General features: G+C 53.7%; 14 protein-coding genes. 9 read left to right on the top strand and 5 right to left on the bottom strand.

From position 1 onward, the window contains the following. Positions 1-71 precede the first annotated feature (71 nt). The 5 genes from NP589_RS11570 (at position 72) to NP589_RS11590 (ending at position 3,421) form a co-directional block, all read left to right on the top strand. Complete coding sequence (locus NP589_RS11570) at positions 72-1,232, top strand: aminotransferase-like domain-containing protein (protein ID WP_256607129.1); 1,161 nt, start codon at positions 72-74, stop codon at positions 1,230-1,232. A gap of 83 nt (positions 1,233-1,315) precedes the next feature. Then, entirely contained in the window at positions 1,316-1,720 is a 405-nt protein-coding gene (locus NP589_RS11575) for an MbcA/ParS/Xre antitoxin family protein (RefSeq protein ID WP_256607130.1), read from the top strand. After that, positions 1,705-2,418, top strand: a complete 714-nt coding sequence (locus NP589_RS11580) for an RES family NAD+ phosphorylase (protein ID WP_256607131.1) — start codon at positions 1,705-1,707, stop codon at positions 2,416-2,418. The genes NP589_RS11575 and NP589_RS11580 overlap by 16 nt, the downstream gene beginning before the upstream one ends. Positions 2,419-2,427: 9 nt before the next feature. Next, positions 2,428-2,904: an MEKHLA domain-containing protein gene (locus NP589_RS11585; protein ID WP_256607132.1), complete on the top strand. Its 477-nt coding sequence runs from the start codon at positions 2,428-2,430 to the stop codon at positions 2,902-2,904. Between the two features lie 40 nt (positions 2,905-2,944). Next, positions 2,945-3,421, top strand: a complete 477-nt coding sequence (locus NP589_RS11590) for a CreA family protein (RefSeq protein WP_256607133.1) — start codon at positions 2,945-2,947, stop codon at positions 3,419-3,421. A gap of 16 nt (positions 3,422-3,437) precedes the next feature. Here the strand turns inward: NP589_RS11590 and NP589_RS11595 are convergent, their stop codons facing one another. From NP589_RS11595 to NP589_RS11615, 5 genes are all read right to left on the bottom strand, one after another. Then, positions 3,438-5,366 (bottom strand): ATP-binding protein, encoded by a 1,929-nt coding sequence (locus NP589_RS11595; protein ID WP_256607134.1) that lies wholly within the window; start codon positions 5,364-5,366, stop codon positions 3,438-3,440. Beyond that, positions 5,363-5,872 (bottom strand): YfiR family protein, encoded by a 510-nt coding sequence (locus tag NP589_RS11600; RefSeq protein WP_256607135.1) that lies wholly within the window; start codon positions 5,870-5,872, stop codon positions 5,363-5,365. The genes NP589_RS11595 and NP589_RS11600 overlap by 4 nt, the downstream gene beginning before the upstream one ends. A 17-nt stretch (positions 5,873-5,889) precedes the next feature. Continuing rightward, a complete protein-coding gene (locus NP589_RS11605; RefSeq protein ID WP_256607136.1) occupies positions 5,890-7,917 on the bottom strand; it encodes a TonB-dependent receptor plug domain-containing protein in 2,028 nt (675 codons plus the stop codon). Positions 7,918-8,096: 179 nt separating this feature from the next. Beyond that, positions 8,097-8,945, bottom strand: coding sequence for an aldo/keto reductase family protein (locus NP589_RS11610; protein ID WP_256607137.1), 849 nt, complete (start codon positions 8,943-8,945; stop codon positions 8,097-8,099). Between the two features lie 426 nt (positions 8,946-9,371). Beyond that, positions 9,372-10,313 (bottom strand): hypothetical protein, encoded by a 942-nt coding sequence (locus NP589_RS11615; protein WP_256607138.1) that lies wholly within the window; start codon positions 10,311-10,313, stop codon positions 9,372-9,374. A 750-nt stretch (positions 10,314-11,063) separates the two neighbouring features. On the opposite strand from NP589_RS11615, the gene NP589_RS11620 reads away from it, so the two are divergent. From NP589_RS11620 to NP589_RS11635, 4 genes are read left to right on the top strand one after another with little or no spacing between them, the layout of a single operon-like run. After that, on the top strand, positions 11,064-13,556 hold the full coding sequence (locus NP589_RS11620) for a hypothetical protein (RefSeq protein WP_256607139.1): 2,493 nt from the start codon (positions 11,064-11,066) through the stop codon (positions 13,554-13,556). A gap of 6 nt (positions 13,557-13,562) precedes the next feature. Then, positions 13,563-13,895, top strand: a complete 333-nt coding sequence (locus NP589_RS11625; RefSeq protein WP_256607140.1) for a DnaJ domain-containing protein — start codon at positions 13,563-13,565, stop codon at positions 13,893-13,895. Next, a complete protein-coding gene (locus tag NP589_RS11630) occupies positions 13,892-14,542 on the top strand; it encodes a nucleotide exchange factor GrpE (RefSeq protein WP_256607141.1) in 651 nt (216 codons plus the stop codon). Before NP589_RS11625 ends, NP589_RS11630 begins: the two co-directional genes overlap by 4 nt. A 16-nt stretch (positions 14,543-14,558) precedes the next feature. After that, a complete protein-coding gene (locus NP589_RS11635; protein WP_256607142.1) occupies positions 14,559-16,298 on the top strand; it encodes an Hsp70 family protein in 1,740 nt (579 codons plus the stop codon). Positions 16,299-16,350 lie beyond the last annotated feature (52 nt).

The raw sequence follows: 16,350 nt of genomic DNA on the forward strand, positions 1-16,350 counted from the left end.
GTTGACATTATAGGCAGGTGGCCGTTAGCATGGCTATAGGTCAACTTTATTGACATTTATCAGCGCCTGCCATGAACTCATTTTTACTGCAACACCCTATCCGCTTTTCCACTCGTACCCAAGATCTGCATCCTTCGCCGATCCGCGAAATACTGGCCGTGGTAGACCGCCCTGGCATGATTTCCTTTGCGGGCGGCTTGCCGTCGCTGGAAAGCTTTCCGCAATTCAACCTGCAAGCCATGCCGCAGCATATGCTGCAATACGGCGCCAGTGAGGGCGAAGCGGAATTGCGCGAGCGGATCGCCGAAGACATGCAAAGCTTGGGGCTGCAATGTTCAGCCGAACAAGTGTTGATCCTGTCAGGATCACAGCAAGGCATCGATTTGGTCGCTAAATTGTTCATCGATCCCGGCACGTCGGTGGCCGTGGAAGCGCCGACTTATCTGGCGGCTCTGCAGGTGTTTCGGTTTTTCGGCGCGCGCTTTGTCGCTTATGATGCCGGGGCTCCCGATCCGGATACTTTTAAGCGGGAAAAGCCGGCGTTTGCTTATGCGATACCGACGTTTCAGAATCCCAGCGGTCGTTGCCTGGATGTAACGGAACGCGCTGTCTTGGCCGCTGCTTGCGATGCGGCGAATATTCCTTTGTTTGAAGATGACCCTTACCGCGATCTGGTATACGACGACTGCGAGCGCAGGCCGGTGTGTGCGCAGTTGCAACACGCGCCATGGATTTATCAAGGCTCGTTTTCGAAAAGCTTGGCGCCGGGCTTACGTCTGGGTTATCTGGTGGCGTCGCCGGAATTAATACCGTTTTTGACCCGGCTGAAACAGGCGGCCGATTTACACAGCAATCGCATTAGTCAATGGTTGGTGCTGCAACAACTGAATGATTCGGGCCGAACCCAGCAGTTGGTGGAGTTGGCCGAACATTATCGTCAGCGCCGCGATGCATTTGAAGCCGCGTTGCACCGGCATTTTTCCGATCTGGCCAGTTGGCAAACCCCGCCCGGCGGCTTGTTTTTCTGGCTGACGCTGAACCATCAAGTCGATACCCGCCAGCTGTTGCCCAAAGCCATAAAAGCAGGCGTGGCGTTTATGCCCGGCGAACCGTTTTTGCCGATGGACGTTGAGGCCAGTGGTCAGCTGCGCCTGAATTTCAGTCACGCCGACGCAGAACAGGCCGAGCGTGGTCTGCGGATATTGGCTGAGCTGGTTCGGGAGTTCGTTTGATATAGCTTCCGCCCAGTTGTTGACAAAGTCCATAAATAGACTTATTTTAAAATAAAGTTTAGATAAGTTGTTTTGGAGGGCTTATGTTGTCAACAGCTCATGCGCAATTACCCGCCGACAGCGCGATGGTGGCCGGCGCCGCGTTACGTACTTTTTTTAATATCGCCGATACGTGGCGTTTGAATGTCGAACAGGCCATGGTGCTATTGGGGCTGGATTCGCGCAGCACCTATTTCAAATGGAAGAAAAACCCGGAAACGGCCAGTCTGAATGCCGATAAATTGGAAAGGCTGTCGTATATCTTCGGCATTTATAAGGCCTTGCAGATTTTGCTGCCTAAACCCGAAGCGGCGGATGGTTGGTTGCACCAGCCCAATCAGGCCGCGCTGTTTTCCGGGCAAACCGCTTTGCAACGTATGCTGTCCGGACGGGTGGCGGATTTATATGTGGTGCGCCAGTATCTGGATGCGCAATGCGGTTGGGCCTAATAGTGGTGCCCAAGATCAGCCGGATAGACTGGCGGCCAAGCTGGCGACTGATTCCCAGCCGATTTCCGCCTACCGGCTTGTTTGATAGAGTCGCAGACCCGGCTGACCTGGACGTGGTGTTTGCCATCGAAGCGCTGACTAACGACCGTTTGCGCGACGAAGCCGGCGAAATTAGTTTGGTTGCGGCGGCGGACCGTATTTCCGGACCTGGGACTACGCCGATCATGGCGGCGTTTACTCATTTGAATCCGGAGGGTAGCCGGTTTTGCGACGGCAGTTACGGCGTGTATTACGCGGCTAAAGACATCGATACCGCGATAGCCGAGACCTGCTTTCATCGCAACCGGTTTATGGCCGCGACCCAACAAGCACCGCTTGAAATTGACATGCGCAGTTACGCCTCCGATTTGAATGCCGATTTGCACGATATTCGCGATCTGCAAGCTGAAATGCCCGATATTTACGATGCCGACACCGGCAATTACGCCGCCGCGCAGAAGTTTGCTAGGCAGTTACGCGCGGACGGCGCCGACGGTATCGTCTATTCCAGCGTGCGGGCGGCGGGCGGTGAATGCGTGGCGGTCTTTAAACCGCGCCTGCTGGCCCCGGTCAAACAAGGCGCCCATTATTGTTACGTGTGGGACGGTCGGCAAATCAGCGCGGTCTATAAAAAAGAACTTTACCATCCCGGTGTGTAACGGATAGCCATGCTCGATTTGCCAGTACCCAGTAGCGAAAACGATTTTTACGAAACCCATATCCAATTGTTGTTGCACAGCTATCGACAGTTACTGGGCAAGTCTTTGCTGGAAAAGTCCGCAAGCTTGTCGCTAGGCCGGCAAGTCTATCAGGCCGATTTCGCCTTGCTGTCGCATAACACCGACGCCGATCCCTTATTTAATTACGCCAACCAAACCGCGCAGAATTTATTCAAGCTATCGTGGCCGGAGTTTATCGGCATGCCGTCGCGTTTTTCGGCGGAACCGGTTAACCGCGAAGAGCGCGAACGCTTGCTGCATCAAGTCGCCAGCCAGGGTTATATCGACAATTACAGTGGAGTGCGTATCGCCAAATCCGGCAAGCGTTTTTTGATCGAACGGGCAGTGGTGTGGAATGTTTACGATAGCGCGCAACGCTATGTCGGCCAGGCGGCTTGTTTTAGCGACTGGCGCTTGTTACCCTGAGCCCGTCCGCTTCCATCAACTCACTGTCTGCGAGAAATTTATGCTGAAAATATCCTTAAAACGTGGCGGCCGCTTATGCTGCGGCCTATTGCTAATGCTGGCCGGCGCGGCGCAGGCTGATGAAGTAGGTTGCGTGACCACCGCCTGGAAACTGATCGGCGCCAATCACAAGGTCTGCGTCGATGTGTTCGAAGATCCGAAAATTCCGAATGTGATCTGTCATATCAGTCAGGCCAGATCCGGCGGTATTTCCGGCGGCTTGGGCCTGTCGGAAGATCCGTCCGAGTTTTCCTTGGCTTGCCGGCAAATCGGCCCGATCACATTGCCGGCCAAATTGGGCACGGAAGAAACCGTGTTTTCGGAAAGCACCTCGCTGTTTTTCAAGTCCACCAACATTACCCGTTTGTGGGATGCCAAGCACAACACCCTGGTTTATCTGGCAATTAGCCGCAGAGTGATCGAAGGCGCGCCGGCCAATAGTGTGTCTACGGTGCCGGTGATGCCGTGGGGAAAATAGGACTTTGGAATTAACGCTATCCGATGTCCGAAGGCTGACCGGCAACGGGTTTAATCCATTTCAATAAGGCCTCGTAAAGCGTGGCCGGCAGAATCGGTTTACTGATGAAGTCGTTCATGCCGGCGGCCAGGCAGTGTTGATGGTCGCCGTTCATCACGTTGGCGGTCATCGCAATGACCGGCATGTCGCGGCAAGCCGGGATTTGCCGTAACAGCCGGGTAGCTTGATAGCCGTCCATCACCGGCATTTGCACATCCATCAGCACACAGTCGTAGTCGTTATGCCGCAGCTTGTCCAAGGCCAGTTCGCCGTTTTCGGCAATATCCACTTGTAATTGCGCTTGTTCCAGTAGCTCGATGGCGACGATGCGATTGATTTCGTTGTCTTCCACCAGCAAAACCCGCCGCCCATGCAGCCGCGCCAATTTACCGATGTCTATGCTGGTGCGGTGACGGCGGATTTGGAAATTGCGGATGGTATTCAAATCAGTGGCTCCCAGCAGCACATTAAAGGTAAAGGTGGAGCCAATGCCTGGCTTGCTGCTGACTTCTATACTGCCGCCCATCTGCTCTATCAACTGTTTGGAGATAATCAAGCCCAAGCCGGTGCCGCCGTAGTTGCGGGTTACGCTGCTGTCACCCTGGCTAAAAGCCTGGAACAACTTGGTTTGCTGTTCGGCAGTGATGCCGATGCCGGTGTCGCTGATCGCGAATTGCAAGCGCACCGAGTGAGCGTCGCGGCTGATTTCGCTGAAGCTGACTGTTATCTCGCCGTGCTCGGTAAACTTGATGGCGTTACCGATCAGATTGATCAAAACCTGCCGCAGCCGTTGCGGGTCGCCGATTACCGCGTGGTACGCCGGCCCGGCCGGCGGCCTGATCAATTGAATGCCCTTGTTCGCGCTCAGTTGCAACATCGTCGAAAACACGTGCTCCAGCATTTCTTCCAGCAGGAAGGGTATGGTCTCCATCTGCATTTTGCCGGCTTCCATTTTGGAAAAATCCAGAATGTCGCCTATCAGCGTCATCAAGGAGTGCGCGGACGACTCCACCCGTTTTAGATATTCGCGTTGTTTAAAGCTCAGTTCGCTGTTCAGGCACAATTCCACCAAGCCTACAATCGCGTTCATCGGCGTACGGATTTCATGGCTCATATTGGCCAGGAACTGGCCCTTGGCCTGATTGGCCGATTCCGCGTCCTGCTTGGCCAACTCAAGCTCCTGGGTCCGGCTGAGAACCTGGCTTTCCAAATCGGTCTCGTGCGCCTGGATTTGCGCCAACATATTATTAAAGGCTTCGGCCAAATCGCTGATTTCGTCGTTACCGGAATAATCGGAACGCCGGCTGTAGTCGTGGTCTTTCTCGATTTGCCGTGCGGTATTAGCCAATTTCAGCAAGGGTCCTAAAAACGAACGCTGCAAACGCTGCACATACAAGGCCACCACGCTCAGGGCTATCAAGATAATGCCGGTGTTAATCAGGGTATTGAACAGCAAGGAGTGATAGGAGCGTTTCAGATCTGCAACTAGGGTAATGTGGCCGACAATCTGTTTATTTTTATGCAAAATCGGCTGCGTGATCTGCCGGGTTTTCGACAGCCAGGCCGGCCACCAGCCGTGCCAATTGGTGGCGGGTTTTTCATAACGGACTAGTGTGACGCCGCTGGGGGTTTGGATTTGCCCTGTGATGATGTCCGGATCGTGGGCCAGCGCATCCAGTACTTCCTGGGCGGTTTGATTATCGTCGAACAACAAGGCAAAACTGCTGTTTTGGCCGATCATATTGGCGGTCAAGGTCAGTTTCTGGCCGATGGTCTGCTGCAAAGCCGAATATTCCCGAATCGACAACGATACCGTCGCCACCATCAGGCTTAACATCACCATCACTCGCAGGATTTTACCCAGCTTGCGGCTGATGGAAATGCGAGGATCTGTTGACGCTGTCATTCTATTATTTCGGCCATCCGCAGTAATTTCGAACTCAGCTTTAAATCGGCTGATTTCACCGCGGCTAAATTTACCACCAGTTTTAACCTGTTGTCGCGTAGCGTAAATTGCACCATACCCCCGTGGTTAGCGAAATTTTCCACATCGCCAACCAACAATACATGGTGTTGTCGGGCTTGCTCGGCCAATACCGGCGTTAATCCGGCCAGGTCGCTTAGAAATAAGATGCTGCATTGGGCGACATCGGGGGCGTCGGCCAGATTGACATGAACCGCATTACCGTTGATTTGCTGGCCTTCCAAAACCGGCAGATAGGCGCGTAACAGACTGCGACCTTGCAAACAAATCGTCACCGGCGCCGGACTGGGCCATTGTGCCAACTCGGCGAAATGAAACAGATAGGCAGTCTTTAATTGAAACTCGCGGCTTTGGCTATTTTCCTCCGCGCGCGCAAAACCGGCGAACCAAACGCAGACGCTGAGTAGCAAAAGGGTGTGCAGACGCATTGGCGCAATCAACCGTCTTAAAAATGCCAGGATATTTGCGCCAGATAGCCGCGTTGAATCTGGCTGGCGACCGGTATGTAAAGCACGTCGCTGAATTCAGGATGTTGATCATCCAGCAGATTTTGCCCGCTTATCGATAACTCCAGATTTTTGTGCGGGTGCCAGCCCAGCCGCAAGTCCAGCGAGATATAGGCCGGAATGCTGCGTCTATCAATATACACTTCATCGACATACCGAGCCCAGGCGTCCAGTTCGATTTCGCTGGTCAGGTTATACAAAGAGCGTAGCGAGACATTGTGTTGCGGATTGAAATGTTCTTCGGTGAGCGGATCGCGAAACCAGGGCTGGTTTTTATCGTAATTGACCGAGAACTGGTTGGCGCTGTAAGAGGCTTGCAGCCGCCAATCGTGGTTTACCCGGTAATTAACGGCCAATTCCAGGCCGTAACTGTCCACTTGCCGGTAATTGGCCACGGTGGCCTGTTTGATGGTGCCGTATGTCGGGTCGTTATAGGTGACGCCGGTAAACTTGGTGCCTTGCATCCGGTCGTAGATGTTGTAAAACAAGGCGCTATCGAGATCCAGGCTATTGGATATTTGCCAGCGCCAACCCAATTCGTAGGCCAGCAGATTTTCGGTCAGCATATCCGGGTTGGCTTTAGCTTCGAAAAAACGGTTGGTATCGGGGATTTGTTTGAACAAACGAATGCTGTGTTGGGCCCGATTCGGCAACACCACGGCCCGCGAGACAGCAGCCCACACGCTGTGCTGTTTGTTTGGCGTCCACAGCAGCCGGGCATTCGGTTCGGTTTCCCAGCCGGTAAAGGTGAAATGTTCGACCCGGTTGCCCAGCGTCAGGGTCAGATCGTTGGACAAATCGATTTGATCCTGCAGAAACACGCCGACATTATGCTGAGTGAATTGATTCGGCTCGAAACCCAGCGTCAAAGTGTTGTCGAAACTATCATCTATGTTTTGGTAATTCAAACCCCACATCAGCTTATGGTTATCAATGGCCGGCAAGGTGTGCTGAAAATCCAGATCGTAATGCGAGCGGCTCATCCGATTCACCGCCAGTTGCCATTCGGTTTGGGTAAACGCCATATTCAGCCGCCAATCGTGGCCGCTGTCGGTACGATGTGACCAGTTGCCCTGCAAGCTGCCGGTCACGCCGTCCCTGCCGAAATCGTCGTTTTGCCACAGCGGCGCGGTCGTCGAGGTTTTGCCGATGTAGTAGCCGCCCAGCCGGTAGCGGGAGACGTTGGCTTCCACCATCAGTTTGTCCTGGGCGTTGAGTTGACTATCCAAGCGAAAATTGGCGGTTTCGGTATCGCCGGTGTCGTGGGTGTCTTGTCGGCCGGCCAAGTCGATGCTGGCGTCGCGCACCATCGTACTGATCGTGCCGCGCAGAAAGGTGGATTCCGACAACTTTTGGCCGTAACGAATCCCGCCGAAACCGCGTTCCTCGGTGCCGCCGCCGGCATTGAGCAAACCGCCTTGAGTATCACGAGCCGAACGGGTGATGATGTTGATGGTGCCGTTCACGGCATTGGCGCCCCACAAGCTGCCGCTGGGGCCGCGCAGCACTTCAATGCGCTCAATATCCGGCAGCGACGGGTTTTGCTGGCCCCAATAGACGCCGCTGATTAATGGATCGTAGATGCTGCGGCCGTCTATCATCACTTGCAGCTTGTTGGCATACAGATCGTTAAAACCGCGCGCGCTCACTGCCCAATTCCAGGAATTGATTTTAGCGACGTTCATGCCGGGCACCATGCGTAAAACTTCCGGCAAGCTGGTGGCCCCGGAGCGGCGGATGTCTTCCGAGGTGATCACGAATGCGGCGGCCGGGCTGTCCTTGACCGTTTGTTCCTGCCGCGCCAGGCTGGATACTTCCAGCTCGGTTAGCTCTTCCCAGCTGAGGGGCAGCAATTCGTTGGTTGCTTCGATGTCCGCCGGGTTGCCTTGAGCAAGCGCGTTCGTATGCACCAGGCAAAGCCCGCTGCATAAGTAGGCGAATTTACGCAGATAACGGTTAATCAGCATGACATTTAGAGGCTTGGAGAGGCAAGATTGTCGCTATTATAAAAGCCTAGACCATTAACCGGGCAAATCAGTTGATGATGGGCTGGATGAATAGAGAGGCATTGCTATTTCCCTAGCTTGCCCGGAGCGGGAAATTGGCCATTGATTCTCAGGGCTGTCGGACCATGATCGGCTTGACTTTAAAGTAATGCTGCCACCAACGCGCATTCCGCGCTACTCAACTCAAACTCGAAAATAGCCAAGTCCTCGCGGATATGTTCGGCGGATGTGGTGCCGGTTAAAGGCACGATGCCAATCTGAGTTAAATAGCGGAAGAATATCTGCGCCGAGCCGCGCTGGTATTTTTCCGCCAACGCTTTCACAGCGGAGTCCGCCAAGATTTTGGGGTTGGCCGTCAGCGTCCAAAAGCTTTGATAGACGACCTGCTGCTGCCGGCAAAACGCCCGCAGCTGTTTATCGTAGCCGGTATCGGCATAAAACCGGTTCTGCAATACGGCGGGTTTCACTGTCGCGTTTTCGTACAAAAACTCGAACAAGGCCGGATCGTAGCAATTGCTGATGCCCAGTTGCTTGGCAGCGCCACTTTGCTGGATAACTTCCAACGCTTGCCAAACCTCCATTAATTGTTCGCGATCCGCCAGCGGCGAATGCAACACCAAGCCATCCAGATAATCGGTATGCAGATTTTTTAACGACAGCTGGAAGGACTGCGCGACTTGCTCGGGCAAGCTGGCCTTGGGGTCGTAAGGGATACGCAGTGGATCGTGGCCGTTTAAAGGCGTGAATTTGGTTTGCAAATATAGATCGGAGCGCTGCAAGCCCAATGCACTGCAAGCCGCCAGCACACCTTCGCCAACCCCTGCCTCTTGATAATGTTTGGGCTGGCAAGCCGTGTCGATGCCGCGAAACCCCAGTGTTATTGCCTGTTCCACCAATGCGGCTGTCCGCTCCTGCTTCCAGGCCGTCCCGTAAATAATGCCAGGCATGCGCACCCCGGCTGCGGAGAGAATAAAGTCTTTAGTGCTCATCACGGCTCCCGAAAAAGCCTTGATCTTCGGTGATCTCCGCCTGAGCGTCAATTGTAGGGGCTACTAAAATCCGGGATTGCCGAGGGACGTTATTGTGGGGATTTGGGTTGGGTGCTTGATTTTGTCGGTTGAGTTCGGCCAATACCGGCCGGTCGGGGCGACTTTCCAATTTCAATAGTAAACACACCCTGAGACCTGCTTGACTGTCCTATATTCAGCGAACAAATTGATATCAGAGAGTCACTGCGGGGATTTTGTGACGTTAAAAAATTTCAGTTGATGGCGACTGCAAACTGGAATATTCAGTTTGCAGTCGTTTGAAGCTTCTGCTTGTCGTGTCATTCAAAGTTTAGGTGCGATTAGCTTACTCAATTGCACTTTTCGACGCCAACGAGCCTCCGATTGAGATATTGCTAATCGGATCTACTAGGGTTTTCTGATCACTATTCGGGTCAACCCAACTAATCCAGTTAATAAAAACAAGGCGCTGGTTGGTAATGGGACTGGAGCGTAACTCGCTTTCCAGTCTACTCTGCTACTACCGAGCGCATTGAAATCGGTGATGTTTAGGTTACCAACTGTGATGGACTCAAGGCCGCCCCAGTAAAATGAGTTTGCCAGATCAGCCACGCCGGAGCTGTTTACGGCACGAGCAGTTACACTAGCAACCGCTCTCATCTCAAGGGTGAAGGCTTGGCCCAAGATTATAGGTATGTCCACAGTGTAATGTCCTTTGGCGCCTGCAAGACTCGTATTGGTGTAGACATCTGTAAAGTTGGCAAAAAGAGAGCTTTGCTCAGTGTAATTAAACAAAGTTACTGATCCGTTTGGCCCCAGTAAACTCAACGCCGCGTTCGCCGAAGCATCGGCATTGCCTACATGACTGGTAGCGGCAGCCGTAGTACCACTGAGTGGAAGATCTATGTAGATATGCCCTCTAGCTATGCCTTGGCTACCATCGATAAGTTGCAACGAATGAATTGTTATGTTGTCTTTGATGCTCGCATTGCCATTGGCAGAAGCGGGTTGATTTTGCGGGCCAGCGTTAGCAGCTTCAGCGAAGACTTTGATTGTGCCGTTCGTAATGTTAGCACTCGAACGTCCTTGTGAACTAGACGATGACGTAGTGACGGCGGAACCATCATTAGTGGATTTAGGGTCTTCATGTTGTTCAGCTATGATAAAAGTACCGTTTTGTACTTTGCGAACTTGAGTGTTGCTATTTGCACTGTAAACAACGCTCGCCGATGCGTGGCTGGCAAATGCCAACAAAGAAATTGCAGCTAAGGGTATGAATTTGTTAAATCTACTAATATTTTGATCTAAAAAGAATTGCTTTTGCGGTTTTTGTAATTTGTTAGTTTGCATAGAAAGGCTTCTCCCAAAATGGTGCCTAAATAAAGGTAAAATGAATATCGCCTAGCACTGATATCAAACTAACTCGTCTATAGAATTATCCAATTAAACAGCCTAAGTATCTCGCCATAGCCAAATGAATACTGAAGGTACGAATATCTAAAGCCAAATTTTCCACCCATATTTGAACTGGGTCAAATATTTAGAAAGCTGCCACTCACTATGGTGGGCAATGCATTTCTGCCAACCGGTTAGAGGTAATAGATTTAGCCCGCGTGTGGCACAATAAGCGTATGCACCCAACAGACTAAAGCCGCGCAACGTTGTGGAACAAGAAAAGGCAGGATCAAGTCTTGTCATCAAGCATCAATAGCTAACTGAAAGGCAGATAAGCATTCAGCTACTGTTACTGATGGTCGGAATGCAGTCGTCCGCTTTCTGGCCGATTGGTAAGGGTCGCCAACGTCGGCTTTGTAGCTCCCCAGGTTGCAGGATCTGTATTGGCTGACTGGCCGGTTTTGAGAAACACGACCGTCAGGAAGGGGTCGATTTTGCCCATTCGGTCCCGACAGAAGTAAGCTTTACCAACAGCCGACTTGCAAGGCATCCCCTTTAACATCCAAAAACCGCTGACCATTCTTGGTTCATGAGTAACCATTTAGGAACTCGGATCGAAAATTAGGCACGAAAGCATAACAGACCGTATATGCTGGTACTGTTTTATAATGGCTTTTTGAAGCATGGGCTATTGCCTGCACAGCCATGAAAAAAATCATCCAGAAAATTTCAGCAGGGTTATCGGAATCGACGTTGTCGGATAAGGCGCGGGCACACTATGCCGCCGGGCGCTATAAGGAGGCGAGCGATTTATTCAAGGAATTATTAAAACAATCAGCCGACGCCGAAACCAAACGGTGCTTGGCCGATTGCTATCTGCAAAGAGCCTGGGCGATGGCCGGCAAGGGCATGCTGAAGGAAGCCTGCGTACTTTGGGAAAATTACGCGGCTAACGCGCAACCGCCGCTGCAAGCGCAAGATGTTTACGTGCTGTGGCTGTTGGCCGGCAAAAACGAGCGCAAAGCCCATGCGGTGCTGGATGGCTTAAACGCGCGGCAGCTGGACGAAGAGTTTCCGGCGCTGGCGGCTTATCTGGGGGCGCTATTGGTATCGGGGGCCTCCGACCTGTTGCCGCATTTACCCCAGGATTCCGCACTGCTCAAACATTGGGAATGGGTAGTCGCGGCGCTCGCGGCGTATCGTAACGGCGAGCCCGAGCGGTGTGAACAGGCTGTGAAACAACTGCCGTTCCGTTCGGCGTTTCGCGATTTGCGCACCTTGCTGAAAGCGCAACTGCTGGATGGTGCGGACAGCGAGCAAGCGCCGGCTCTGTTAGCCAAAATCCCCGACGAATCGCCCTATCAACCGCTGGCTAAGGCCTGTTTGGCGTATCGGCAATCCGGCGCGGACTTCGTCGCCAGCTTGTCGCGCCTGGAGCATAATCAACGCCGGATCGTTGCGCTAGCCAAAGGTCTCAACGCCCGCCAGAGCCAGTTGCTGGAAACGCTGATCAAGCCTGGCGAGCCGGACGAAAAGACTCGCTTCAATCTGGCGCTGCAATATCGCGATGTGTTCGGCGGCGATGCCGCGCAAGCCTATTGCCTGGGAGCGCTGGCCGAGTATCCGGGCGGAGAAAAAGACTACTTCAAACACTTCGCTAGTAAGGACCCGTTTGAGGAAAACCGCTTGCAAGCCTTGTTGCACGAGCAAGCGGAAAACGGCTACGACGCCCGGTTTTTCTGGGAACGCTGCATCGATATTCTGAAAAAAGACCGGCCGGCGAACGATCGAAAAATCGCGTTTATCCTCAGACATATGGCCGACAAGGCCCATTCTGCGGAAGTGGCAGCGATGCTGGCCGATAGCCTGGAATACGATCCGAGTGATCTGCAAAGCTATCTGAAGCTATTAACGATTTATCAGGAACAGCGGCCGAACTCCGTTCAGTATGCACACTGGTTGGAACTCGGCCTGCAACGTTTCCCCGCCGATACCGATTTGCTGGTGCGCGCGGCCAAATCGGCCGCCGCCAGAAAAGCCTTTAAAAAAGCCGCGGCTTATGCCAAAGCCTTGTTGAAGATCGATCCGGTCAATACCTTGGCCAAGCACTTGTTGTTCGCCAATCACATGGCTCATGCCCGCCGCTTGGTGAAAGCCGAAAAGTTTCATTTGGTGGAAAAGGAAATTCAAGCGGCCGAACAATTGACCGTCGATAAAAGTCTGCGCCGCCAGGCCGATCTGTTGCGCGGTTTTTATCTGTGGCAGGCGGAGGACAAATCTCAGGGCCTGCAACGCATCGTCGATACCCTGGCCACGCTGCATGACGATCCAATCAATATGCATTTTCAGGCGCAGATCGAAGCCGGTTTGTTGGAGCTGCCGACACAGGGGCTTAGCCGCGCGCTGCCGGCGTTTAAGGACTTTCTGCTGTCGGCCCCGCAATTGCAGCGGCTGATCGCGTCTCTCGATTATTACGACGAGCAATTGGACGATAGAAGCTTGTTGTTCAAAGCCTTGGATAAGGTCAAAGTGCCGCTGAAAAAGTCGGTGGAATGGCTGCTGGAGCACGAAGCATTATTGTTATCCTGGTGCCAGGCTTTGGAGAATATCGGTCATTACGAGTTATTGAAGCACTGCGCCAAAGCGGCTCAGACTCGCCGGCATACGCCGGCCTGGATGTATTACCGGACGCTGGCCGAATGCCAAGGCGATGCCAGCCACTTGGACTTCATGAGCTTATACCGCTTGAAAATTGCCTTGGAAGATGCGCGGGCGGATAACGACAATAAGACCGCCGGGTTGATCGCGCGCCTGCTCGAGCGGGCCAGCGGCGCCCCCGAGTATTTGCCATTTGCGGATGAAGCGGATGAATTCGAGCAGTCAGCCATTAGCGATGATCCAATCGAAGATTTGTTCGGGCCCATTCCGGACGCGGTGTTCAAGCGCATTGAAAAGAAAATCGAGGAGATCATGCGCAAGCGCGGACCCGATTATTTCGCTGCCCAAATTATGCGTCAATACGGCGAGCAGCTTGGCCAGCAACGACTGGCGATTTTGTTTATGAACCAGGATTTCCTCTGGTCGGTGGCTATACTCGCCGGCGCGGAGGAACTTAAGATCGAGATCGGCGTTCGTTTCGACGACATCCTCGCGCGTTTCGAGCATAACTCCCCGCAATATTCACTGCCTTTCAATTGAGTACCGATGATTTCACCGTACCGTATTCTGGGTGTATCCGAACAGGCCGCCGACGCCGACATCAAACAAGCCTATTTGCAAGGGGTCAAGGACAATCCGCCTGACCGCGATTCCGTGCGCTTTCGGCAAATTCAAGATGCTTACGCTGCGATCAAGGACGAAGACTGCCGCCTGCGCCACGCTTTGTTTCATGTGCCGCGTGTCGAATTCGACGCGTTGCTGGCGCAAGCTTTTAATCAACAAGGCGCCGGCGGCCCGATGGCTGCGGACGACTTCCTAAAACTGTTGAGCACGGTTGCCATCGAAAAATCGCTCGCCAAATTCACTAAACCAACATGAACACAGAAACCCCGCAAGACGAATTGCTGGCAGCCTTGCAGCACTATCTACAGGAAACCGATTTTGCTCATTTGACCGCGTTTGAGCAACCGGATTTGAGTGCCTTATTCAGCGATTTAGCCGGTCTGAAAACCGAAGTCAAGGCCGAGTCGCGGCAATTCAAGGCCACGCTGGACAGCTTAAGCGATGCCGTCGAAACCTTGAAAGCCGACAATCAAGCTCTGGCGGAGGAACTGGCGAAAGCCGGCGAACGTCTGCAACAACAACAGCGGGAGGTCGAACGCACGATGTTGCTGGAATGGATCGATATTTACGACCGGCTCAGCGCAGGCTATCGGGCCTTGCAAAACTATCGGCCGGTCGACGGTTTGTTCAGGCATTCCAAACCTCAGGACGTGCGCTTCATCGCCAGCGTTGGCGAAGGTCAGGAAATCACCTTGAAACGCCTGGAACACATGCTGCAACGCCGGCGGGTGTTTGCCATTGATTGTGTCGGCCAGCCCTTCGATGCCCGGACGATGACGACCATCGCCATCGGCAACGATCCCACGCTGGAAAACGCTGTCGTGCTAGAAGAATTGCGCAAGGGCTTTTTAATCGACGATCAGGTACTGCGCTTGGCGGAAGTCAAGGTCAATAAACTCTAACCATACAGAAAAACTCATGAGCGACATCATCATCGGCATAGATCTTGGGACCACGAATTCGGAAGTGGCCATCGTCGAAAACGGCAAAGTCACCGTGATCGCCGACGCCGGCAAGAAGATTTTGCCGTCGTTCGTCGGCATCGACGATAACGGCGACATCCTAGTCGGCGAAACCGCGCGCAATCAATACCTGATTTATCCGGAGCGCACCGTCAAGTCGATCAAACGCTTGATGGGGCAGGACGCGCAGGTGGCGATGGCCGGTCAGTCCTACTCGCCGCAGGAAATTTCCGCGATCATCCTGAAGCGTTTGAAGGCGATTGCCGAAGCCTACACAGGCCGGCCTATTGTCAAGGCGGTGATTACCGTGCCGGCCTATTTTTCCGACGCCCAACGCCAGGCCACCCGCGAAGCTGGCGAAATCGCCGGGCTGGAGGTGGTGCGGATGATCAACGAGCCGACCGCCGCAGCCCTGGTTTACGGTGCCGGCCAGCTCGACGCCAAGCGCATGCTGGTCTACGACTTGGGCGGCGGTACCTTCGACGTGTCGGTGGTCAACGTGCAGAGCGGCGTCGTCGAAGTGCTGGCCAGCCATGGCGACAATCATCTGGGCGGCGACGATTTCGACCAGTTGATCGTTGATCGCATTCTGGCGCATATTCGCGAAAAATTCGGCATCGAAGTCGAGCCGCACGGCAAGGCGATGGCGCGCATCACCCGGGCGGCGGAGCAGGCGAAACTACGCTTGTCCGACGAGCCCTACGCGATGATAGAGGAAGAATATTTGCTGGAACGCCAAGGCACACCGCTGCATTTGACGCTGGAATTGGCGCGTTCGGACTACGAAGACCTGATCGCGGACCATATCAATGCGACGATGGACGCCACCCACATCGCGCTGAAGGGTGCCAAACTGACCGCGTCCGACATCGACGAAATCATTCTGGTCGGCGGCTCGACGCGCACGCCGTGCATCCGCGAGCGGCTGTTCGACGAATTCGGTTTCGAACCGCATGGCGAAGTCGATCCAGATCTGTGCGTGGCGATGGGCGCAGCCATGCAGGCGGCAATGATCAACGGTGAAGATATAGGCACGGTCTTGGTCGACGTGACGCCGTATACCTTCGGCACCTGCGCGGTAGGCTATCTGGACGGTATGCCCTATCCCTATCAGTACATACCCATCATTCATAAAAACAGCGTGTTGCCGGTGCGCAAGGCCGAAGCTTTCGAGACCTTTCACGACAATCAACGCGAAGTGAACGTGCGGATTTTTCAAGGTGAGGACCCGGATGCGCTGAACAACGTCGAAATCGGCGAATTTTTGGTCGAGGGTTTATTGGACGTGCCGGCCGGCAATGTCATCACCTTGACGCTGGACCTGGATTTGAACGGCATCTTGCACGTTTCGGCGCGGGAGAAAGCCTCCGGCAAGGAAAAAGCCATCACCATTAATAACGCGATTTCTCGTTTCGATAGCGGCGAACTAAGTGACGCCAAACAGCGTATCGACGGCTTGTTCGGCGAAACTGCCGTTGGCGAGGCGGGTTCAGGACCGGAAAGTCCCGCTGTCGCCGCCGCGCGCAATGCAATCAAGAAAGCCGAAGCGCTGTTCGAAACCGTTTCCGCCGAAGACAAGGAAGACATGGTCGATTTAATCGAAACCATCGCCAATTGTCTGGAAAACGGTGATGAGACCGGGCTGCGCGAGCCGGTCGAACGCCTGAACGACATCATCTACTACCTGGAGTCGTAATGCAGCGCTGCCCGGCCTGCAATGCCCGGCTCGGCGCAGCCACGCTCTGCCC

It is taken from the genome of Methylomonas rosea, assembly GCF_024505055.1.
Classification (GTDB): Bacteria; Pseudomonadota; Gammaproteobacteria; order Methylococcales; family Methylomonadaceae; genus Methylomonas; species Methylomonas rosea.

What these genes read in the sequence shown, in the direction of transcription:
- NP589_RS11570 (WP_256607129.1), top strand. Translation starts at nt 72, where the DNA reads ATGAACTCATTTTTACTGCAACACCCTATCCGCTTTTCCACTCGTACC.
- NP589_RS11575 (WP_256607130.1), top strand. Translation starts at nt 1,316, where the DNA reads ATGTTGTCAACAGCTCATGCGCAATTACCCGCCGACAGCGCGATGGTG.
- NP589_RS11580 (WP_256607131.1), top strand. Translation starts at nt 1,705, where the DNA reads ATGCGGTTGGGCCTAATAGTGGTGCCCAAGATCAGCCGGATAGACTGG.
- NP589_RS11585 (WP_256607132.1), top strand. Translation starts at nt 2,428, where the DNA reads ATGCTCGATTTGCCAGTACCCAGTAGCGAAAACGATTTTTACGAAACC.
- NP589_RS11590 (WP_256607133.1), top strand. Translation starts at nt 2,945, where the DNA reads ATGCTGAAAATATCCTTAAAACGTGGCGGCCGCTTATGCTGCGGCCTA.
- NP589_RS11595 (WP_256607134.1), bottom strand. Translation starts at nt 5,366, where the DNA reads ATGACAGCGTCAACAGATCCTCGCATTTCCATCAGCCGCAAGCTGGGT.
- NP589_RS11600 (WP_256607135.1), bottom strand. Translation starts at nt 5,872, where the DNA reads ATGCGTCTGCACACCCTTTTGCTACTCAGCGTCTGCGTTTGGTTCGCC.
- NP589_RS11605 (WP_256607136.1), bottom strand. Translation starts at nt 7,917, where the DNA reads ATGCTGATTAACCGTTATCTGCGTAAATTCGCCTACTTATGCAGCGGG.
- NP589_RS11610 (WP_256607137.1), bottom strand. Translation starts at nt 8,945, where the DNA reads ATGAGCACTAAAGACTTTATTCTCTCCGCAGCCGGGGTGCGCATGCCT.
- NP589_RS11615 (WP_256607138.1), bottom strand. Translation starts at nt 10,313, where the DNA reads ATGCAAACTAACAAATTACAAAAACCGCAAAAGCAATTCTTTTTAGAT.
- NP589_RS11620 (WP_256607139.1), top strand. Translation starts at nt 11,064, where the DNA reads ATGAAAAAAATCATCCAGAAAATTTCAGCAGGGTTATCGGAATCGACG.
- NP589_RS11625 (WP_256607140.1), top strand. Translation starts at nt 13,563, where the DNA reads ATGATTTCACCGTACCGTATTCTGGGTGTATCCGAACAGGCCGCCGAC.
- NP589_RS11630 (WP_256607141.1), top strand. Translation starts at nt 13,892, where the DNA reads ATGAACACAGAAACCCCGCAAGACGAATTGCTGGCAGCCTTGCAGCAC.
- NP589_RS11635 (WP_256607142.1), top strand. Translation starts at nt 14,559, where the DNA reads ATGAGCGACATCATCATCGGCATAGATCTTGGGACCACGAATTCGGAA.